The following is a 21,080-nucleotide window of genomic DNA, read 5'->3' as shown; positions in this document are numbered from 1 at the left end:
AGCGTCCCATGTGGCTTCGAGTGTCGCTATCTGGGCGGTGACGTTCTCGTTGGTGATGGACTGTTGGCAGAACGTGAAAACTGATCACCGCGCGGCAACTCAAAATAGACCATCTGATCGGTGACCCTGGCTTGATCCGAGCCAGGGAGGATCGAGGGGATGCTTGCTGTGGAGGATTGCGCTGAGATTCGTCGTTTGCGCCGGTCAGAGGGGGTCATGATCAGCGACCGGCCCCGCCGAGGTCGAAGACCGCGCGGTGCCCGGCCACTGGGGAAGGCGACCTGATCACCGGGGAGCACAGCAAGTCCGCGATCGCGACCCTGGTCGAACGCACCACCCGGTACACCATGCTCGTCCACCTCCCCCACGGCCATGACGCCGAAACCGTCCGCAACGGCCTCATAGCCACGATGAAGACCCTGCCCGAACACCTGCGGGGGTCTCTGACCGGGGACCAACGCGCCGAGATGGCGCGGCACAAGCAGTTCAGCGTCGCCACCGACATCGACGTCTACTTCTTCGACCCAGCCAGTCCCTGGCAACGCGGCACCAACGAGAACACGAACGGTCTCCTGCGCCAATACTTCCCGAAAGGCACCGACCTGAGCGTTTACGGACCCGAAGACCTCGAACACGTCGCCCAGCAACTCAACGGCCGCCCACGCAAAACTCTCGGCTGGGCTACCAGCCGAGCGTCTACGTGATCTACTTACCGCCTGAATCAGGCAGTGTTGCGACGACCCCTGGAATCCGTCCCACACAGCCCGGGGCCGGCGGGGTGCCGGAGAAGCGGTCGGCGAGGAAGTTCATGCCGCCGAAGGCTTCGCCCGCGGCGGCTCCGATGTGAGTCGGGAACTGCGAGTGGGTCGCGGTGAGGGTGGCGCCCTGAGCGCAGTAGGCATCGACAAGGGCGGTGTATCCGGCGACGGGAATCTTCTCGTCGGTGAGGCTGTGGTACAGGTACAGCGGAGTGTCGGGGGCGGTGCCGCCGAGTTCGTTGTGCGTGGCTGCGCTGCGGAAAGCGGGATGCGCTAGCAAGTTCGGGACCGCGGTGAAGTCGTCGAGGTGGACGTCGGGGTATTTCTGAGCCAGATCCGCACCGCAGGCGGAGGTGTCCGCGGCGAGCAGCGCGCGGCGGCCCCGGTCGTTCAGCAAATCGGCCAGCCGGGAGTCGGGTTCATTGCGGGCCAGCCCGAGCAGTATCAGCATGGCTCCCACGGCCCCGTCGGCGCGTTGTGCCATGGTCGGGATATCGGTGGGGATTCCGCCGGCGCTGGCGCCGGCGAACCGCACGTCTGGCGCGTATTCCCGACGCAACTGCGTGGCCCACAACGTGGCGAAGGCTCCGCTCGAGTATCCCCAGGCGCCGATCGGGCTAGAGGTATCGATGCCGGCGGGCGGGAAGGATCGTGCGGCTCGGATTCCGTCCAGAACCCCACGCCCGGATGTCACGCCGTCGAAAAGTCGAGACTGCGGCCCTTCGTAGTCGCTGACCACGACGGCCCACCCGCGCCGCAGTGCCTCCGCGATGAACGGCATATCCTGCGCAGTGTTCGCTATGTCGGTGTTGCGTCCGCCGCGCAGCGTGAACGACGGCGCGCACCGGGTGTCGAGACTGTTCTCGGGTACCTGGTACGACAACACCGGCCGCGGCCCGGTCCACGGCAGCGGTGGCACCAGGACCGTCGTCACATTCAGCTGCGGATGCTCTCCGGAATCGGTTGTGCGATAACGTAGTTGCCAGGCCGACACTGGTATCGGCAGGCCGAGTAGGGCGATCGTTCGCGACCCGAGCAACGTTCCGTTCGGATGCGACGCCAGATCGGTGGGCGCGGCATAGAAGGGATCATCGCCAGGGAGTGGCACTGCGGCTCGCGCGACCGGCATCGACAATGCTGCCGGCAGCATGATCCCGGTGAGCGCGAGGATCGCAAGCCATTGCCGACCGATCCGCCACCACATCACTTGTGGCCAGTGCGTGCCGTCGACTGGCAGATCAGGCGCAACGGTAGCCGAATGCGCTGTGCGGCAAGCATTCTTCCGATACGTCGACAACGTGTGACCGGATTCCATCGCGCCTCCCGCGTCCACTATCGACGCGTAGGCACTCCGGCCCCGCACCGACCCGCCACGCCCTTATGGGTCAAGGTCACGGTAACATAACGAAGTCGAGTATGCACTGGATCGACCAGGAGCTCAGCGCAAGAGGCGCTGGCCGCGATGGTGGGAAGATGCCGACCGACATGGTCGCCGAGATGCCGTGACACCGATCCCGCCGATCTCCGACAAGGGCCTTGCTGAAGAAGTTTCCAACAACTGTTGCGGTCGCCCTGCGAGAAGGAGGAGGCCCGGTGGACCGAGCCGAAACCAGCGCGAGTGCTGCCATCGACATGGCGGGCTATTGCCCGGCATACACCGCTATCGTGCGGTCCTGCGAACTGCACATAACTTAGTCAGCATAAAACCACATGTAGGAGGCGCAATCGACGTGATCGGTGGTGGGCATGGGCAACAACCACTGGCAGCCACGGCTTCGCCGCGCCGATTCCAGCAAACGGCTGTAGGGTGTTGGTTTCGAGGCCGCCGAAGATGGCTGTGCGCCGGAAAAGGGATGCGTACACCGAGGTCGCGGGCAGGAGATGCGATGCCGATACCATGGATTCGATCACTTGTGCTGGGCGTCATATCGGCAGCCACCTTCGCCACATTGCCCATGGGACCGGCAAGCGCCGCCTCAGTCCCTGACATCCCGGGTGGGCTGGAGTCGTTCTATCATCAGCAGCTGGACTGGAAGCCGTGTCACGACGCGCTTCTCGACGAGGCGGGGGCTCGATGTGCGGGCGTTGTCGTACCGCTCGACTACAGTCGACCGGATTCACGCACGCTGACCGTGGCGATCTCGCGCATCCCAGCCACCGACCCGGACCTCAGACGCGGGATCATGCTGTCCAACCCCGGCGGTCCCGGCGGTCCGGGCCTGAGCATGATGGCCGCCCTGCGGGATCGGTTCACACCGGACGTACGTGCCCGATATGACCTGATCGGCATGGACCCGCGTGGCATCGGCCGATCGGACCCGGTGAATTGTGCGCTGCCGCTGCCCACCGTGTTGTTCTCGGCCGGCTTCGACACCTTCGGCTACGCGCGCGACGCCGCCCTGGCTGCAGCGTTCGCTGCGTCCTGTGTAGCGCCCGATCCTGAGAAGGCCCGCCACATCACTACCCGCAATACCGCCAGGGACATGGATGTCATCCGCAGCGCATTCGGTGAAGGCAAAATCAACTACTACGGCGGCTCCTACGGCACCTACCTGGGTGCGGTGTACACACAAATGTTCCCTCAGCACAGCGACCGGATCGTGCTGGACAGCGCCATCGATCCGGACCGTTACTGGAGCGGTACCTATCAGGACATGGGCGCGATCAACGAAGCCGGGCTCGACGACTGGGCGACCTGGGCGGCCCGCCACGACGCCGACTACCACTTCGGCAGTACCGGACCGCAGGTCCGAGCGTTTGTCGAGGACACGATCCGACGTGCCGCCACGCATCCGGTCATCGGAAACGGTTACCTCATCGATGAGCACACCGTGCCGGTGATGCTGATGGCGCTGCTGTCGAATCCGCAGTTGAACACCAACCTCGCCGACGTCATGCGGATCGTGGCCGACGCAGTGTCCGGGCTGCCCATCGACATGGAGCAGCTGAAAACGAAGATCAGCGGCCCCGTTTCGCTGGATGCCTCGGGCATGGCCGCAGTCCTGTGTGGCGACAAGGCCGCACCCCGAGATCCGGCCTGGTATCTCCGCAACATCGAAAGCGTCCGGGCGACCCAACCAGTGTTCGGCGCGTTCGCCAACAACATCACCGCCTGCGCGTTCTGGCCGGAACCGATCGAGCCGCCCACCGTCGTGCACAATCCGACACCAGCCCTGATCCTGCACGCAACCCGCGACACCCGCGTCGCCTACCAGCAAGGCGTTGCGCTGCACCAGGACCTGACAGCGTCACGATTGGTCACACTGGCAGACACCCGTATTCACGGCATCCTCCGCGCCGACCTGAGCCACTGCGTGAACAACATCGTCAACGCCTACTACCGCGACGGCACCCTCCCCAGCGTCGACCTCACCTGCCAGCCCGACCCCAACTATCTCCCCGACTAGACGCAATGCCGTTCACTGCACGGCATTGCGCTCAGGTATCGGCGCAGGTTTGTTGCGTTCGAGTTTCGCGCGCGGCCGGGTGCCGCTGCCCGCTCGTTGTCACCGGAGCAGCCAGTGGATGTGGTTGCCCGATGACCGCGACCAACACCTTCGCGCATTCGACGAGGGATCGCAGATAGTGGCAATCGTCATCAGCCCCATGCCCTCGGCGTAACTACACGAAGGCATTCGTCTTGGGAATGGTGCCGGTTGCCAACCTCTCAGCCGAAACGCCGGACCAGGCTCGCCACTCGCAGATCACGCATCCGTGTCAGGTGGGCCGACATTGCGGCAGTGGCGAGTTGGCTGTTTCCCGCACGCACGGCGTCGAGCACCGCTTCATGTTCCTCGACCGTTCGGTCGACCATCGCCGTCGATGATCGGTTCGGCCGGTATACCGTCAGGAGGTCGTCGAGTCGATCGAGTGTCGAAGCGATGACCTCGCTGCGGGCGGCCGCCCGCAGCGCGCGATGGAACTGCTCGTTCAACGCGCTGTGCGTGGCCGGGTCTTGTGCCGCGCGCCGTGCCTCGAGCAGATGCTCGAGCCGTTCGAGGTCGACACTGCCGCGGCGCTCTGCCGCCAAAGCCGCAGCGGTCGTCTCGAGGGGGATGCGGGCCTCGTAGATCGCGAGGATTTCCTCCGGCGAGCGCTTCCTGACCACGAACCCGCGTGCCGACCGTTCGATCAGCCGGTCCTGCGCGAGCCTGGCCAGCGCCTCACGCATCGGCGTCCGGGAAACCCCGTATATCTTGCCGAGCGCGGTCTCGAGCAACACCGTCCCCGGCGGGAACCGCCCGCCGAGCAGATCGGATTTCACTCGCCGGTAATGCATATCAGGCGACGATTCACCACCGATGTCCTCCGCGCCCAACCATGCCTCCCACCCGCACCAATTCCGGCAGCAACACTTTACTCGGCCCTGCACCACGTCGCGGCAGAGATTGTCGCGCGGTCGCTGCCTGTATCGGTGATCACTGCCACGCCGTGGCAGGTGAGTTCTGCGTCGTCCCGCCGCGGACGTCGGTGCGCTGGTTCGATGCATTCGAGCAGGTCCGCGCCGAGCTGTCCGTGTGCGGGATATCCAGTTCTCGCCTGGCGTTCTCGTCCACCACTGAGCCCGGAATCATGAGGGCGAGAATTCGAACCACGCGGATTCTAAGGCTGTCGTCCGGTGCGCCGGGTGGGAAAAATACCGAAGTGTGGCGTCATCCGACGGCATTGACATCTCAGTCGCGTATACGCTCGTATACACGCCTTGATCGAAGGAGGCGCATGATCGACGATGTCCCGCAATCCCGCGCGGTAGACGATGGCGCCGTCCCGGTCGATGTTCTGGTGGTCCGGTGTCGGTGTGCAGACCTGCTGCTGATCTCCAGCTGTCTGCGTTACTCCTGACCAGGCTCGGGCCGCTCGCGGTGCGGCGTCACCGTAACGGCCCGACCGTCGCCCGAATTCTCGAGAAGACCCACTTCTCGTCTCCGCGCCGCCCAGTGGGGAGGTGGCTGCTTCCTCCTTGATTCCTCCTCTGTGCCGAAAGGCAGTTACCGCCATGTCCGATCTTTCTCGACGCATGCATCTCGGCCTCACCATCTGGCCGACCGGATTCCATCCCGCAGCCTGGCGAATCCCCGGGGCGCCCAGCGATGGCAACTCGAACCCGGCGCTGTTGCAGCAGGCCGCTCGTAGCGCCGAGCGCGGGTTGTTCGACTTTTTCTTTATCGGGGACCGGTTGGTAGGGCTGACCGGGTCTCAGTTCGCGGCACCCAACGAGGTCTTGCGCCCGGAGGCTTTGACGCTGGCATCGAACATCGCCGGGGTGACCGAACGGATCGGCTTGATCACCACGATCAACACCACGTATTCCGACCCGTACAACGTCGCGCGAGCGACGGCGACTATCGATCACCTCAGCCGAGGCCGGGTGGGGCTGAATATCGTGACGGGGAAGAACGCGGAGGCGGCTCGGAACTTCGGCCGGGACCAGCATTGGGACAACGACCGTCGATACGACTGGGCCACCGAGTACATCCAGGTCCTGCGGCTGCTATGGGACAGTTGGGAAGACGATGCCCGCATCGCGAACCCCGGCACAGGCCAGTTCGTGGATCCCGAACGGGTACACCGGATCGACTTCCGCGGCGAGTTCTTCTCCGTCGACGGACCGCTCAACGTCGAACGTCCCGTCCAGGGACAGCTTCCGATCGTCAACGCGGGAGCGTCCGAGCGATCCCGCGAACTCGGAGCCGAGTACTCGGACCTGCGGTTCACCAACTCATCGCAGCTCGGACTCGCCGGCGCCCGTGCGTACTACGCGGACCTGAAGAGCAGGTTGCCCAAGTACGGTCGCGAGGCCGCAGACCAACTCGTTATTCCTGGCATGGCGATCTATGTCGAGGAGACCGAGCGGGAAGCGCGCACGGCGTACGCGACCTTGCAGGGATTACTGGAGACCGGGCCGGCTGGGCGCGCGCAGTTGTCCGAGGTGTTCGGCACCGATCTGACCGAGACGCGGGGGGATGCGCCGCTCGATGATGTCATCGAGTTGGCTGATCTCGCCCCGGAAGCACGCAGGCTCGTGCAGTCGGCTCGCGAACTCTACGGACGTGACGGGGTGACAGTCGCGGAGGTTACCGCCACCCTCGTCCGCAATGGTTTGTTCAAGGAGGTCGTCGGGTCGCCGACGCAGGTGGCGGATGTCCTCGAGGAGTGGTTCGAAACCGGCGCGGCCGATGGGTTCATGATCTTCCCGCCGCGGGTGCCGCACGGTATCGAGGCGTTCGTAGACCTCGTGGTTCCCGAACTCCAGCGGCGGGGGTTGCACCATCGGGAGTACGCGGGGACGACGCTGCGCGATCACCTCGGCTTACAGCGACCCCGTAACCAGTTCGCTGTGACGGCCGAACGCGCGGCGGTGTCCGAATGAGCGAGTCGCCTGTGCCGGTATTCGTCAGCGTGGAGAAACTTGCTGGTCTGGTCCAATCGAATCCTGGCGGTGTGCGGCTGCTGGAGGTCCGCGACGAATCGCACGGTTCGGCAGCGGCCGGCCCGCTCGATCACCTGCCCGGGGCGGTCGTCGTCGACCTCGCCACGGAACTCGCCCGCACCGACGCACCACCGACGGAGGGTCGACGCCCTCTCCCACGTGTCGAGGACCTGCAGCGGGCGGCCCGAAGCTGGGGCCTGCACGACGACTCCACAGTGATCGTTTACGACGACCGCGGTGGACTGGTCGCGGCCCGGGCTTGGTGGGTATTGCGCTGGGCGGGGCTGACCCGGGTCGGCATCCTGGAGGGAGGGCTGCGGGCCTGGATCGCTGCCGGACGGACGGTGGGCCCGATCGCTGAGCGCGTCATCCCCGGCGACGTGACGCTCCGGGCGGGCCAGCTGCCCGAGTTGGACGCCGACGAGGCCGCCGCGCTTGCCACCCGCCACTTGCTGATCGACGCGCGCGCCGAGGAGGCCTATCGCGCAGGACACATCCCTCGATCCCGCAACATCAGCTCCCGGGACGCCCTCACCCTTGATGGCACGTTGCGCGCCGCCGCCGAGCTGCGCGCCCTGTATCGCGTCGCCGCGCCCGACCCGCCGGTCCCTGGGATGTCCTGCGGGGGTGGTGTGGCCGGTGCCTTCGGGGTCGCGGTCTTGGCTCACCTCGGAGTTACGGCGGCGCTGTATGTCGGCTCGTTCTCCGCTTGGAGCGCGGATCCGCACCGCCCGGTCGAGACCGGACCGGAACTCGATCTGTCCACAGCGCAGCGTGCGCGATGACCGACCTCGGTCCAGCCGTCACGACGTCCGTCGACCCCACGGCCATTGATGAGGATCGGCGCACGGGGCCCGGGATCTCCGCGGCCGGTGACGCACTGCTCGACGCGGATCGCAGGCAGGCGATGCGCTTCCGCGGCGCGGTCCTGGCCGGACGGCTCGCCGTGGCGGTAATCGTGCTCGGGGCCTGGCAGCTGTCCTCGGACCGGATCGCCCCGTCGTTCTACGTCTCCTCGCCTGCCGCGATCGCCGGCCGGCTGGTCGACCTCGTCACTACCGGAGAGCTGTGGCCGCACCTCACCGAGACCCTCATCGAGGTGGGTGTCGGCCTGCTCGTAGGTGTCCCGGTCGGAGTGGTCCTCGGCGCCGCCCTCGGCTTCTCCCAACTGCTCAGCGGATGGCTACTGCCCTATGTGATGGCGCTCTACAGCCTCCCACGAGTCGCCCTCGCGCCATTGTTCATCGTGTGGTTCGGTGTCGGCCTGCTGTCGAAGATCACCATGGTCGTGACCATGGTCCTCTTCGTGATCTTCTACAACGTCTACCAAGGTGTGCGAGAGATCGACACCGACCTGCTCGACGTGGCCCGCACGTTCCGCGCCAGGAGCTGGCAGACCGCGTTCTGGATCGTCCTGCCCTCGCTGGTCCCGTGGCTGATCACCGCACTGCGACTGTCCATCGGCATTGCACTCATCGGGGCCGTCATCGCCGAGATGATCGCCGCGAGCGCAGGACTCGGCTACTACATCAAATACGCCTCCGGGTTGCTGGACGTGACCGGCGTCTTCGCCGGGCTGGCCGTCATCACTGTTCTGGCGACTGGCCTCGACCAGCTGCTGAAGTGGGCCGAGCGGCGCGTAGTGCGCCGGCACTGACCAACTTTCGAAAGACTTTCCGCGTAGAACGAAGGAACAACCAATGAGCATCAAGCCGTGGCGATGGATCGCCACGCTCACCCTCACCGCCGTGCTCGCCGCCGGCTGCTCCACCGCTTCCGACACGCCGAACATCCGGGTCGGCATCGTCTGCGGCGGCATCGGCCTGGCCGCACTCACCATCGACGAAGGGGGTTTGCCAGACGGGGTTCAGGCGCAGCAGGTGTGCTTCGACAGCGGCTCCAGCGCCGTCCAGGCACTCGCCGGCGGGAGTATCGACGCCTTCGTCGGCTCCGCTGACCACATCGTGAACAACCGCGCCAAGGGGCTCGACGTCAAGGGCTACGCGGTGGTCAGCGAAAATCCGCCGTACTCCCTGGTCAGCCCCGCCTCTGCGCCGGTAGCGCGGGTCGCCGACCTCGCGGGAAAGTCGGTCGCCGTCACCGCGCCGGGAAGTCTGTCGGACACCGAACTCCAGCGCGCGGCGGCCGAGGCGGGCATCCCATACAAAGGACTGCACGTGGTGGCCGCAGGTACCGGGGCGACCATGCAGGCCACGGTCGAGAAGGGTGGCGCCGCCGCCGGAATGGTCAGCGATCCGCTGCTCACGACTATGGTCCAATCTGGCGAGTTCACCGTGACGTGGAAGCCGTCGTTCCGTTTCATCGCCCTGACCGTGATCGCCAGGTCGTCGTGGGTGGACAGGCACAAGCCCACAATGCAGGCGTTCCTGACGGCGGTGCGGGCCACCCGGGACCGGGCACAGTCGGACCCGACGGGCACGCTGGCCACCGCGCGGAAGCAGGCACCCGCCCTGAGCCCACAGGCGCTGACGGCGGTGCTGCAGGCGACGCTGGATCAGGCGCCCGCCGAGCTCACCATCGACGAGGGCCTCTACCAGGACACCACCGAAGTGCTGGTTCAGGTCGGACAGACGCAGCGGGACAAGATCCCGTCGTTCTCCGACTCCTTCGACTTCAGCCTCGTGGGACACCGATGACCATGGTCCGTCCGTACGACTCCCGCGCCGCGCTACCGTCTCGGTCCGCCGACGTCGCCGTGCGCGATCTGCGCGTCGCCTACCGCACCCGCAACGGTCGCCATCTCGCGCTCGATGTAGCGGATCTCACCGTCGACGCCGGCGAGTTCGTCGCTCTCGTCGGCCCCAGCGGATGTGGCAAATCGACGCTGCTGAAGGCGGTCGCCGGGCTGGTCGAGCCGGCGACGGGTGGGGCGTCGATCGGTGGGCGGCCCGTCGTCGGGCCGCCGCCAGGGGTCGGAATGGTGTTCCAGAACGACGCGCTGTTGCCGTGGCGGACCGTCTACGAGAACGTGCGGTTCCCGCTCCAGGTCGCCGGTGGCCGCCGAGCCGAGCAGGACGCGCGGATTCGCGACCTGCTCGACCAGGTGGGTCTCGCCGAGTTCGCCGGCTACCTGCCGCAGCAGCTGTCCGGCGGCATGCGCAAACGCGTCGCCCTCGCGCGGACACTCGCCGCAGATCCCGTCCTGTTCCTCATGGATGAGCCGTTCGGTCCCCTCGATGCGTTGACCCGGCGGCGCATCGGTGCCGAGTTTCTGCGACTGTGGGAGACCTTGCGAACAACGGTGATCTTCGTGACTCACGATGTCGACGAAGCTCTTCTCCTCGCCGACCGGGTCGTCGTCATGAGCCCGGCACCCGGGCGTGTGCACCGGGAATTCTCGGTCACACTCGAGCGCCCGCGCGATACCCGCGAGCTGAGGTTCACCCCGAGATACCGGGATCTCCACGACGCCATTTCCGACGCGCTCGGCGTTTCGGGCTGAATCTGTGATGTGGTGTCGGATCTTGGTGTGGACGAGTTGGATTGGTGGATGTCGGCGATCGCTGCCCGGTTCGCGCGGTGAGAGTCGCAGGCTCGGGCGCTGGAGTATGTGTCAGTGAACGTCACTGTCGACGTGGCGGATCCCGAGCCAGTTGAGCTGACCGAGCACGACGCCTACGCCTGGACCAGTCTGACCGAAGAGCCGCCCGTCGGTGATGCGGTGATGCGGTGATGCGGTGATGCGGTGATGCGAGTCTTGCTGAGGTATCGGGGAATTGCGTTAGCCGCGGTCGGTCGGACTGCGTCTGGCCCGTGTCCAGAAGAAGTTGGTCGCGGGCGCGCCGTCGCTCACCATTGCGCGCTCTCGAGACTCGCCCTCCACCAGGGCGTCTCGACGAACCCACGGCGGAGGACGAGCAGCACCACACTCGCGGTCCAGCCCTGCACCCCTTCCAGCCGGCCGAGCGTGTTGGTGGTGAAATCGAACAGATCCTGCGTGCTCGGCAGGATCAGCTCGCACATCAACGCGTTGCTGCTCAGCATCGCGGCGACGTACCGCACCCCCCGGTAGCGGGAGAGGGTGCGCGCCACCGAGTCGAGGAACGGGGGGGAGACCGTGATGCTGAGGATGATCTCCGACTCGAATCCCAGCGCGGAGGCCGGGACCAGCGTGGTTACCAGGATGCAGCCGCGGCTCAGGAGCGTCTCGAACCGTCGGCGGACGGTGCTCTCGTTGAGCCCCACCTCGGCAGCCACGGTCCGGAAGCTGGACCGGCCGTCCTCGCGCATCAGCTCGACAATCTGACGGTCCGCCGAGTCGAAGTGGCTGGGATCGCACTGGTGCGCCTCCGCCACCTGCTCCGGCGGGACGTCGCTGAGCAATTGCCGGCTCCAGTCGTGCGCCACCTTGTACACGTGCAAGGTCAGGTCGGTGTCGCAACGCAGCACGCCCTTTATGGCCAGGATCCCATCGACGATCCGCGCCTGCAGCGACTCCTCGCGAGGCAGATTCAGCTCGGCCAGGATGTCGTACGTGCCGGTCACCAGGCCGAGGAAGCGCAGATTGGTGTGCTGGACCAGCTCGGTCAGCACCTCCATCTGGGTGCCCGGCGCGCAGGTGATCCGGAGTACGAACAGATCCGCCCCGGCGTGGTGGGTGCTGGGAACCACCGCGACCCGGACCACCCCGTCGCGCAGCAACTGCTGGCCGCGGCGAGCCACGGTCGCGACCGAGCTGCCGGACAGTTCCGCGATCTCCGTCCAGCTGGCTCGACCGTCGCCCTGCAACGCGGCGATGATCCGCCGATCGAGGTCGCCCAGGTGGTCGGTACTAGTCATCGGCGCCCACCTCGTGGAGGAAGTCCCGCACCACCTGTCTCCACTGCTCTGCCTCCTCGATCTGCGGTGAGTGCCCGGACTTTTCGAACACGACGAGCCTAGCGTCCGGAATCAGGGATGCGATGATCTCGCTGCTCGCCACCGGCGTGATCCAGTCATCCCGGCCGACGGTGACCAGGGTCGGGCAGGTGATTCGGGACAGCAGCGGCTTGATGTCGTAGTTCGGCATGTTGACCGAGAACGCATAGTTGTGCGTCTGATAGCGGTACGGCGTTGTCTCGACTCGCTCGGCCACCTTTGCCGGGTCGTACACGTGGTCATAGAGCGGCAGAATCTCCCGCCAGCAGTCGCGCAGGTCCTCGTCGTCGCGGGTCTGCCCGGTGTTGATCCGGTCGAGTTTGGCCAGGTCGATGGTGACCCGCGTGGAGGTCTCGGCGTTGTGCCGGGCCGCCTTGTCGTTCTCGTGGTCGGCCGAGGTGTCCCGCAGCACGAGCGCACGCACCCGCTCCGGGTGACGGATCGCGTACTCCATCGAGATGAACCCGCCGTACGAGCCGCCGGCCATGACGAACCGCTCCACCCCGGCCCATTCGCGCAGCGCGTCCACGTCGGCCACCCACTGCTCATGGCTGAACGGTGGTCGCCCCTCGCTGACGCCGGATCCGCGGGCGTCGAAAGTGATCACTCGGAAGGTGTCCGCGAACGGGCTGAACGTGGCTCGCGGTTCGGACCGCGAACCGAGACCGGGCGCACCGTGATGGGTGATCATGACCGGGGCGTCATCCGGGCCGAAGACCTCGACCTCGAGTTCGTTGCCGTTGATGGTGAGCCGCACAGAACTTCCTTCTTCCTAGAGCACCTAGAGCGCGACGACGACGTCGTCGAGAGAGCGGGGGTACGCGGTGAACGGTCGGGCGCCGTCCTCCGTGATCAGCATCGAGTCGGAGATGCGGTAGCCGCCGTGGCCCGGCACATAGATGCCTGGCTCATTGGAGACGATCATGCCGACGGCCAGCGGGGTGTCGTCGCCATCGGAGAGCCACGGTGGCTCATGCATGCCCAGGCCGATGCCGTGGCCCTGCCGGTGGCGCAGATATTCGGCCAGCCCGGCGGCCCGGATCACGTCCAGGCACTCCTTGTTCGCCTGGGCGCAGGGCACGCCTGGGCGCAGCGCCTCGCCGCCGATCTGTTGGGCCTGCCTTACCGCCTCGTAGTAGCGGCGTTGTTCGGCGGTGGGCTCGCCGAGGATGAAGGTGCGCTCCCCCTCGACGAACCGGCCGCCGACCGCGCAGCCGAGGGAGAGCATGAAGACGTCGCCAGGGCGCAGCCGGTAACCCGACGGTAGCGCGTGCGGGCGGGCGCTGTTCGGCCCGGCATACACCAACCCGCCGGCCAGCGGCGAGACCACCACCACGTCGGCGTGCTCGGCGTACATCGTGTGCGTGCCGACCCCGGTGATGTAGCCGGCCAGTTCGGCCTCGCTGGGTAGGTCACCGCCGGCGGCCAGCGCGTCCTCGATCAGGGTACGACCGGCGGCCAGCATCAGGTCGGTGATCCGGGCCGCCTCGGTATGCAATGCGATCTCCGCCGGCCGCTTGCGTAGCCGGGTCCGGGTGAGCAGGTCGGTACGAATCAGGGTGGCGTCCGGGAAGGCCGCGGTCACCTCGGCCAACCGGTCCACACTCATGCTGCCCGCGTAGCCGATCCGGCCAGCCACCTGATCGAGGTAGGTGAACGGTGGGCGAAGCCCGGGGAACTCCGGGTAGGCGACCAGCTCGGCCACGGTGCGCTGCGCCTCGGCGTGCTCACGCTCCAACTCGGGCAGCAGCAGCCGGGTGGTCCCGTCGACCGGGAGCAACACCGCCACCGGCCGCTCGCCGGGGTGGTGGAAGAACCCGGTCACGTAGGCGACATCCGACGGATCGTCGGCGAGTATCGCGTCCAAGCCCAACTGGGTCAGTTCGCCACGGAGGTCGTCTTGCAGGGTGGTGTAGAAGGTGGTGGGCAGCCGTTGAGTGTCCAGCATGGACTAGTCCTCCCGGGTACGAGGATTGCGGGCGTCGTTGTACGCGATCGAAATCAAGGTCGCCGACACCACCAGGGCGAGCATGGCCAGCGACGGGAACAGAGTGGTCCACCAGGCGCTGGACATCGCCCCGGACTGCTGCGCCTCGTAGAGGATCCGTCCCCACGACCAGCTGTTCGGGTCGCCGAGACCGAGGAAGGCCAGGCCGGCGGCGGAGAGAACGGCCCGGGAGGCGGTCAATACCACGGAGACCACGATCACTGGGGCGACCGCGGGCAGCAGATGCTTACGGATGATCCAGACGGACGAACCGCCGGTGAGCCGGGCTGCGTCCATGTAGGGCTGCCGGACCTCCGACAACGCCTGGGAGCGGACCACCCTGGTCACCTCTGGCCAGGAGAAGAACGCGATGACCAGCACGACGGTGACCAGGCTCGGCCCGGCCAGCGCCGCGACCAGGATCATCAGCGGCAGCACGGGCAGTGACAAGCAGAGGTCGACCACGGTGCCGATCAGTGTGTCGGCTTTCGGGAAATAGGCGCCGAGCACCGCGATCAGCACGCCGAGCATGATCGCCAGCGCGGAGGACAGTGCGGCGACCACGATGCTGATCCTGGTCCCCCACACCACCTCGGCGAAGATGTCCCGGCCGAGGTTGTCCGTGCCGAACCAGTGTGCGCCCGACGGCGGGTGTAGGACCTGGTCGCCGTACCCGGACGGGAAGGCCGCGATCAGTGGCGCGCAGACGCCGATGATCAGCAGCAGGGCCAGGATCCCGACCGCGATCAGGCCGATCGGGTTGCGCCGGAAGGCCGACCAGGTGGCCTGGGCGGCGGATACCTGGTCGGTGGCCAATGTCTCCAGCGGCTCGGCGGTAACACCGGTGGCGGTCATGCGGTCCTCACTCTCGGGTCGAGCAGGCCGTACGCCAGGTCGGTCAGCACGTTGGCGACCACCACGGCGGCGGCGAGCAGCACGAACGCGCCTTGGAGAACCGGGAAGTCGAGCTGGGTGACCGCCTCGTAGATGCCCCGGCCGATCCCCGGGTAGGCGAAGACGGTCTCGGTCAGCACCGCACCGCCGACCAAGAAGCCCAGTTGCAGCCCGACCAGTGTGGTGGTGGGCAGCAGCGCGTTGCGCAGCCCGTGTTTCCAGACCACTTTCCGGTTGGGCAGGCCCTTGGCCCGGGCCAGTACGCAGTAGTCCTCGCCGAGCGAGCCGATCAGGGTGGAGCGCAGGGTCAGCACGTACGAGCCGAGCTGCACCAGAACCAAGCTGAAACAGGGCAGGATCAGGTGTTCGAGCACGTCGCCGTACCACGCCGCGCCGTAGACCCCGGGACTGTAGGCGCCACCGATGGGTAACCAGTGAAACTGGAGCCCGAACATGAAGAGTAGGAAGATGCCCACGCTCGGGACGAACAGCGACTGGCCGGTTACCCCGCCGACCTGGACCAGTCGGTCCAGCACGCCGTGCGGGCGGGTCGCCGCCAGCACCCCGAGCGGGACGCCGACGGCGACCGTCACCAGCAGTGACGTGATGGTCAACAGCAGGGTCCACGGCAGGCGCCCCATGAGCACATCCGTGACCGAGATCTGCTGAGTGAACGAGATCCCCAGGTTGCCATGCAGCAACTGCCACAGATACTTGCCGTACTGGGCGAGCAGCGGCTGGTCCAAACCGTACTGCTGCAGCAAGATCTGGCGGGCCTGCGGCGTCATATTCGGGCTGGCCACCGCCAGCGCGGGGTCACCCGGCAGCAGCCGGAGCAGCAGGAAGGTGACCGTGGCCGCGAACCACAGGGTCAGTACTCCCCTGCCTAGCCTGCGCACCGCGAATCGGACAACCTGGGGCATCGGCGTCAGCTCTTCGTCACGTTGGCCAGCGACTGCGGATCCACGAGGGAGAGCAGTTCGCTGGGCTTGATCACGAACCCGGACCACTTGTCGCTGTGCGCGCAGTAGAGGTTCTGCATGTACATGACGTTGTCGTAGACGTTGTCGTGCACCAGCTTCGCGCCCTGCTGGACCAACTGCTTCTGCTCAGCCTGGTCGGTGGTCGTCTGCGCTTTGGTGATCAATGCGCTCAGCTCCGGGTCGTCGGTCTTCGAGTAGTTGATCGCGCCCTCGGGCAGGAAGGTCAGCGCCATGTTGGTGGTCGGGTCATCCATGATGGCGAAGTTGCCCGCATAGATGTCGTAGTCACCCGCTGCTGTCTTGGCCAGGTACGTGTTGCGATCCATGCCCTGCAGGTTGATGGTGATGCCGGCCTTGGCCGAGTCGTCCTTGACCATGGTCGCCCACTGGGAGGTGACCGCGTCCTGCAAGGAGTAGATCATTGTCAGTGAGAGGGGCTTGCCAGGTCCGTAGCCGGCCTCGGCGAGCAGTTGTTTCGATAGGTCGGGGTCGAAGCTGTACTCCTGCGATGACGGGTCGGCGAAGTTCTTGAGCACCGGCGGGATCGGGCTGGAGCCGGTGCTGACCGCCTGACCCTGCAGCACCACCGAACGGATCGCGTTGTAGTCCACCGCGTGGGCCAGGGCCTGCCGTACCTGGAGGTTGTCCAGCGGCTTGCGGGTCATGTTGTACGCCATGTGCGCGTACCCCAAGCCTGGCACCTCCTCGACTTTGATCCCGCTGGCTGCCTGCAGGTTCTTCACCTGTGCCGGCGGTAGCGTGTTGGCGATCAGGTCCACGTCGCCGTTCTTCAGCGCGAGGATCTCGGTGTTGATATCGGGGTAGACCCGGTACACGATCTTCGACACCGTGGGGGTGTTGTTCGGCGCCAACGGGTACGGGGTGACCCGATCCAAGGTGTAGCTCTGCCCTTTGGCGAAGCTGGTCAACTTGTACGGACCGGCGCTGACCCAGTTGCTGTTGTTGGCGAACGTGGCGACGCTTCCCGCTGGCTCGAAGACGTGCTGCGGGACCACGTTCATCCAGAACCCGGCCTCGCTGACCACGGTCGAGTCTGCGGTCTTGAGCGTCAACTCGACCCGGGTGGGCGACGGCGCCGAGGCGGAGTCGACGTTGACCAGTTGGCCGTAGGTGGTGTTGCCGGCCGGCTTGTCCTTCAGGATGGCGTTGATGGTGTAGGCGACGTCGCTGGCGGTGACCGGCTTGCCGTCGCTCCACTTCATGTCGTCGCGCAGTTCGTAGAACCCGGTGGTCGGGTCGGTGTAACCGAACGACTTGGCCAGGTACGGCTGCTTGGCGCCGTTGGCGTCGATGGTGAGCAGCCGCGGATACATCAGGCTGGTGATCCAGTTGTCGGTCCGGCTGTTGCCGACCAACGGGTTGAAGTTGACCACATCGGTGGTGGTCGCGATGGTGAGTACGGCGTCGCTGCCGCTGGCCGAGTTCGACGGCGCGGACGGGCCGCAGGCGCCGACCGCGGACGCCACGACGAGGGCGGCGACCGCGACGAGGGGAGAACGAACACGCATTTAGACCCAGACCTCCTCGAGGACACGGAGGGTGTTGCCGCCGACGACCTTGCGGATCTCGTCGTCGGAGTAGCCGTGGCTGACCAGCCATCCGATGATGTTGTAGAAGCATTCGGCCGGGTTCTCCAGGCCGTCGACGTACTCCACCTTCGGGTGGTCGACGTGACCGTGTGCCTGAGCGATGGACAGGTTGCTGGAGAACGCGTCGTGCAGACCGACGTGGTCACCGAAGAGGGTGTCCGGACCGAACGTCACGTGGTCGATGCCGATCTTGTCGACGAGGTGCGTGAAGTGGTCCATCACCGACTCGAGCGAGTGGCTCGGGTGCGCTGCGGACAGGGTGGTGTGCGGTGCCGCCTCGATCCCGATCACGCCGCCGCGCTCGGCACACGCTTTGATCAGGGCGTCCGGCTTCATCCGGTTGGTCGGCCACACCTCACGGGAACCGCAGTGGGTGATCATGACCGGCTTCTTGGAGTAGTTGATGACGTCCAGCGCGGTGCGGTCGCCGGAGTGCGAGATGTCGATGGCGAAGCCGAGCTTGTTCATCCGTTCCACGGCCCGCTCGCCGAAGTAGGTCAGGCCGCCGTCGCCCCGCTCCTTGAGCCCGCTGCCGAGGTAGTTGGCCTCGGAGTAGGCGATGCCGATCTGCCGTACGCCGAAGCCGTACAGCACGTCGAGCCGGTCCACCTCGTTCTCGATCGGGGTGGCCGCCTCCAGCGCGAAGACGTGGGCGAGCCGGCCGGTCTCATGCGCGTAGTGGATGTCCTTGAGCGACTCCGCCTTGATGACGTAGTCCTGATGGGCCAGGTCGGCCATCCGAACGCCGAGATCGAAGAGCACGTCCTGGTATTTCCAGCCGGCGTCGCTGGAGATGCAGCAGGTGCCGTCCATTCCGTTGTCGAAGACCGCGGTCATGCCGGAACGGGCCAGGCCCTTGTAACCGGTTGGTTCCCGGCCTTGCCGGATGTGTTCGCGGAGTAGGCCCATGTCCTCCGGGAAAATCTGGACATGGTCGTGCAGGGAGATCACGATCTCGTCGGTGAGTAGCCGAACGGTTCGCTCCCGCTGGCTGTCCGAAAGCTCCAGGCCTTGGTAGGCGGGCACCCGGCTGATCTGTTCGGCGTACTTGAAGACCTTGTAGTCCTTGCCCGGTTCCAGATAGTCGTACGCGGTGTAGCCGGTGTATAGCTTTGCGCTCTCAAGCATTGACGCTCCCTGTCGGCGGTAGCGCGACGTCAACATGTGGTGTTTCTTGGTGTCATCCATTCGGGCACCCGGTGATGTCGCAATGTTGTCGCCGCCGCCGGTCTTACCAGCAGCGGGGTGACGCATGCAAGGCTTGCAATAATCCGGTACAGAAGTCAAGATGCAAAAGAGAAATCGGCACCAAGGGTGCTAGTGGAGTGATCTACGGGCAGAATCGTCCGAATTATTTACCGGGAGGAAACACATGGGTGACCCCCCCGACTCCGCGTTGCATATACGCGGCCTTTCGGTCACTTTCGGCACTCGGCGTGGGCCGGTACCGGCGGTCGTCGGCGTCGACCTCGATGTTGCCCCAGGTGAACTGGTGGGGCTACTCGGAGAATCCGGCTCGGGCAAGTCGGCCGCCGCCCGGGCGATGATGGGACTCTCCGCCCGCAACGCCACGGTCACCGCCGACCGGATCCAGCTCGGCGATACCGATCTGCTCGCCTTGACCGACCGGCAACGCCGGGAGATCCGGGGCAATCGGATGAGCATGGTCTTCCAGGATGCGCTCTCCGCGCTGAATCCGGTGCTCTCCATCGGGGACCAGCTCGGCGAGCTGTTCCGCGAACACCGGGATGCCTCCCGCCGGCAGGCCCGGTCGGCTGTTATCGAGTTGCTCGGTGAGGTCGGAATTCCCGCCCCGGCGAGCCGGGTCGACGACTACCCGCATCAGTTCTCCGGCGGCATGCGCCAACGCATCCTGATCGCGATGGCGATCGCACTCCGCCCCGAACTGGTCATCGCCGACGAGCCGACCACCGCACTCGACGTGACCGTCCAGGCCCAGATCCTGGACCTGCTGAACAAGCTGCGCAGTGAGCTGAACATGGCGGTCCTGCTGATCACCCACGATCTCGGCGTGGTCTCCGAGGTCGCCGACCGGGTGATGGTGATGTACGCCGGCCGGGTGGTGGAGGCGGGCGGCGCCGACGATCTGCTGAGCCGACCGGCCCACCCCTACACCGAGGCGCTGCTGCGCTCGGTGCCCCAGGTCGAACACCATGGCAAGGACCTGTACGCCATCCCGGGCAGCCCACCCAGCCCGGCACATCAACCGGCCGGCTGCCCATTCCATCCTCGGTGCGCGATGGTCATCGAGCGCTGCCGGACCGAACGTCCCGAGCTGACCGTCGTCTCCGGCGGCCGTACTGTGGCTTGTCACCGAACCGAGGAGGTCCGCCATGCCGCCGTCACCGGGTGACCTCGTGCTCGACGCCCGAGACCTGCACAAGACGTACAACACCGGCCGGTCCGGTCTGCGCCGGTCCCGGGTCAGCGCGGTGGACGGGGTGACCCTGCGGCTGCACGCTGGTGAGTCGTTGGGCATCGTCGGCGAATCCGGCTGCGGCAAGTCCACGCTGGCCCGGATGCTGGTCGGTCTAGAACGGCCGGACTCCGGCAGCATCGAGATCCACGGTAGGGACGTCACCCGGGTCCGGGGTCGCGACCGGCGGCTGCTGCGCCGGCAGGTGCAGATGGTCTTCCAGGACCCGTACACCTCACTGGATCCCCGGATGAGTGTGCTCGACCTGATCTCCGAACCGCTGGTGGTGCACAAGCGGGTGTCCGGCGGCGCGGCCCGCCGGGACAAGGTCGCCGAATTGCTCAGCCTGGTCAATCTGGCGCCCGAGCTGATGCACCGCTATCCGCACCAGTTCTCCGGCGGGCAACGCCAGCGGATCGGCATCGCCCGGGCACTCGCCCTGGATCCCGAAGTGCTGGTCTGCGACGAGCCGGTCTCCGCGCTGGACATGTCGGTCCAGGCGCAGGTGGTCAACTTGCTACGCGACCTGCAACGGCGGATGGGCATCGCGTTGCTGTTCATCGCGCATGACCTGTCGGTGGTCCGGCACGTAGCGGACCGGACCGCGGTGATGTACCTGGGCCGGCTCGCCGAGATCGGCGACACCACCATGGTGTACGAGGATCCAGCCCACCCGTACACCCAGGCGTTGCTGTCGGCCGCACCGGTGGTGGACCGTAGCCGACGTCGGTTGGCCGACCGGATCATGCTCGCCGGTGATCCGCCCAGCCCGACCAATCCGCCCACCGGCTGCCGGTTCCACACCCGCTGTAGATTCGCCCAGCAGCGGTGCGCCGAGGAACAGCCGGTGCCGCGCCCGATCGACTCCGGCCTGGACCGGACCGTAGCCTGCCACTTCGCCGAGGAGATATCGGCCTCGGCGGTACCGCCGACATAGGTCGGACGACCGCCGATCGTCAGGTGACGACCCGCAACGCAATATGGGTCAGCCATGACTACTTCCGCGCCGCAGGAACGCTACCAGCACGAACTCGACGTACTCGGCGCCGTCGACGGGGCGGGCCGGACGAGTTGTGGGTTCTGGTCGAGCCGTTACTTCCGGA

18 protein-coding genes and 1 pseudogene are annotated in these 21,080 nt (G+C 66.3%); 10 read left to right on the top strand and 9 right to left on the bottom strand.

From position 1 onward, the window contains the following. Positions 1–232: 232 nt before the first annotated feature. Positions 233–720 (top strand): annotated as a pseudogene (locus tag AB0C34_RS15040) (IS30 family transposase); the annotation flags it as partial. Here AB0C34_RS15040 and AB0C34_RS15035 read toward each other — a convergent pair. Continuing rightward, positions 706–2,073, bottom strand: coding sequence for a lipase family protein (locus AB0C34_RS15035; protein WP_357071989.1), 1,368 nt, complete (start codon positions 2,071–2,073; stop codon positions 706–708). The pseudogene AB0C34_RS15040 and the gene AB0C34_RS15035 overlap by 15 nt on opposite strands. 571 nt (positions 2,074–2,644) lie before the next feature. On the opposite strand from AB0C34_RS15035, the gene AB0C34_RS15030 reads away from it, so the two are divergent. Next, positions 2,645–4,165: an alpha/beta fold hydrolase gene (locus AB0C34_RS15030; RefSeq protein WP_357071986.1), complete on the top strand. Its 1,521-nt coding sequence runs from the start codon at positions 2,645–2,647 to the stop codon at positions 4,163–4,165. 260 nt (positions 4,166–4,425) lie between these two features. On the opposite strand, the gene AB0C34_RS15025 is transcribed toward AB0C34_RS15030, so the two are convergent. Next, complete coding sequence (locus AB0C34_RS15025; RefSeq protein ID WP_357071982.1) at positions 4,426–5,076, bottom strand: GntR family transcriptional regulator; 651 nt, start codon at positions 5,074–5,076, stop codon at positions 4,426–4,428. A 401-nt stretch (positions 5,077–5,477) separates the two neighbouring features. On the opposite strand from AB0C34_RS15025, the gene AB0C34_RS15020 reads away from it, so the two are divergent. From AB0C34_RS15020 to AB0C34_RS14995, 6 genes are all read left to right on the top strand, one after another. Next, the gene (locus AB0C34_RS15020) at positions 5,478–5,600 is read left to right on the top strand and encodes a hypothetical protein (RefSeq protein ID WP_357071979.1); all 123 of its coding nucleotides are present in this window, start codon (positions 5,478–5,480) and stop codon (positions 5,598–5,600) included. Between the two features lie 154 nt (positions 5,601–5,754). After that, entirely contained in the window at positions 5,755–7,128 is a 1,374-nt protein-coding gene (locus AB0C34_RS15015; RefSeq protein WP_357071976.1) for an NtaA/DmoA family FMN-dependent monooxygenase, read from the top strand. Then, the gene (locus tag AB0C34_RS15010; RefSeq protein WP_357071973.1) at positions 7,125–7,973 is read left to right on the top strand and encodes a rhodanese-like domain-containing protein; all 849 of its coding nucleotides are present in this window, start codon (positions 7,125–7,127) and stop codon (positions 7,971–7,973) included. Before AB0C34_RS15015 ends, AB0C34_RS15010 begins: the two co-directional genes overlap by 4 nt. After that, on the top strand, positions 7,970–8,845 hold the full coding sequence (locus tag AB0C34_RS15005) for an ABC transporter permease (RefSeq protein ID WP_357071970.1): 876 nt from the start codon (positions 7,970–7,972) through the stop codon (positions 8,843–8,845). Before AB0C34_RS15010 ends, AB0C34_RS15005 begins: the two co-directional genes overlap by 4 nt. 43 nt (positions 8,846–8,888) lie before the next feature. Beyond that, positions 8,889–9,845, top strand: a complete 957-nt coding sequence (locus AB0C34_RS15000) for an ABC transporter substrate-binding protein (RefSeq protein WP_357071968.1) — start codon at positions 8,889–8,891, stop codon at positions 9,843–9,845. Beyond that, on the top strand, positions 9,842–10,651 hold the full coding sequence (locus AB0C34_RS14995) for an ABC transporter ATP-binding protein (protein ID WP_357071965.1): 810 nt from the start codon (positions 9,842–9,844) through the stop codon (positions 10,649–10,651). Before AB0C34_RS15000 ends, AB0C34_RS14995 begins: the two co-directional genes overlap by 4 nt. Before the next feature lie 347 nt (positions 10,652–10,998). Here AB0C34_RS14995 and AB0C34_RS14990 read toward each other — a convergent pair whose 3' ends face one another. Genes AB0C34_RS14990 through AB0C34_RS14960 form a run of 7 tightly spaced genes read right to left on the bottom strand, consistent with a single transcriptional unit; the run spans position 10,999 to position 18,668 of the window. After that, positions 10,999–11,988 carry an Lrp/AsnC family transcriptional regulator gene (locus AB0C34_RS14990; protein ID WP_357071962.1) on the bottom strand — a complete coding sequence of 330 codons (990 nt, stop codon included), beginning with the start codon at positions 11,986–11,988 and terminating at the stop codon, positions 10,999–11,001. Beyond that, positions 11,981–12,823: an alpha/beta hydrolase gene (locus AB0C34_RS14985; RefSeq protein ID WP_357071959.1), complete on the bottom strand. Its 843-nt coding sequence runs from the start codon at positions 12,821–12,823 to the stop codon at positions 11,981–11,983. The genes AB0C34_RS14990 and AB0C34_RS14985 overlap by 8 nt, the downstream gene beginning before the upstream one ends. 24 nt (positions 12,824–12,847) lie before the next feature. Continuing rightward, positions 12,848–14,014, bottom strand: a complete 1,167-nt coding sequence (locus AB0C34_RS14980) for a Xaa-Pro peptidase family protein (RefSeq protein ID WP_357071956.1) — start codon at positions 14,012–14,014, stop codon at positions 12,848–12,850. A gap of 3 nt (positions 14,015–14,017) precedes the next feature. Then, positions 14,018–14,908, bottom strand: a complete 891-nt coding sequence (locus tag AB0C34_RS14975) for an ABC transporter permease (RefSeq protein WP_357071953.1) — start codon at positions 14,906–14,908, stop codon at positions 14,018–14,020. After that, complete coding sequence (locus AB0C34_RS14970; protein ID WP_357071950.1) at positions 14,905–15,870, bottom strand: ABC transporter permease; 966 nt, start codon at positions 15,868–15,870, stop codon at positions 14,905–14,907. The genes AB0C34_RS14975 and AB0C34_RS14970 overlap by 4 nt, the downstream gene beginning before the upstream one ends. A 5-nt stretch (positions 15,871–15,875) precedes the next feature. Continuing rightward, complete coding sequence (locus tag AB0C34_RS14965; RefSeq protein WP_357071947.1) at positions 15,876–17,459, bottom strand: ABC transporter substrate-binding protein; 1,584 nt, start codon at positions 17,457–17,459, stop codon at positions 15,876–15,878. Next, positions 17,460–18,668, bottom strand: coding sequence for a membrane dipeptidase (locus AB0C34_RS14960; RefSeq protein WP_357071944.1), 1,209 nt, complete (start codon positions 18,666–18,668; stop codon positions 17,460–17,462). A gap of 244 nt (positions 18,669–18,912) precedes the next feature. On the opposite strand from AB0C34_RS14960, the gene AB0C34_RS14955 reads away from it, so the two are divergent. Together AB0C34_RS14955 and AB0C34_RS14950 are read left to right on the top strand one after the other, a co-directional pair. Next, complete coding sequence (locus AB0C34_RS14955; protein ID WP_357071941.1) at positions 18,913–19,914, top strand: ABC transporter ATP-binding protein; 1,002 nt, start codon at positions 18,913–18,915, stop codon at positions 19,912–19,914. Next, the gene (locus AB0C34_RS14950; protein ID WP_357071938.1) at positions 19,895–20,914 is read left to right on the top strand and encodes an oligopeptide/dipeptide ABC transporter ATP-binding protein; all 1,020 of its coding nucleotides are present in this window, start codon (positions 19,895–19,897) and stop codon (positions 20,912–20,914) included. The genes AB0C34_RS14955 and AB0C34_RS14950 overlap by 20 nt, the downstream gene beginning before the upstream one ends. The last annotated feature ends 166 nt before the right edge of the window (positions 20,915–21,080 follow it).

It is taken from the genome of Nocardia sp. NPDC049220 (genome assembly GCF_040647855.1).
Classification (GTDB): Bacteria; Actinomycetota; Actinomycetes; order Mycobacteriales; family Mycobacteriaceae; genus Nocardia.
The sequence above is the reverse complement of the archived record's forward strand: the minus strand, read 5'-3'. Positions and strand labels throughout refer to the sequence as shown.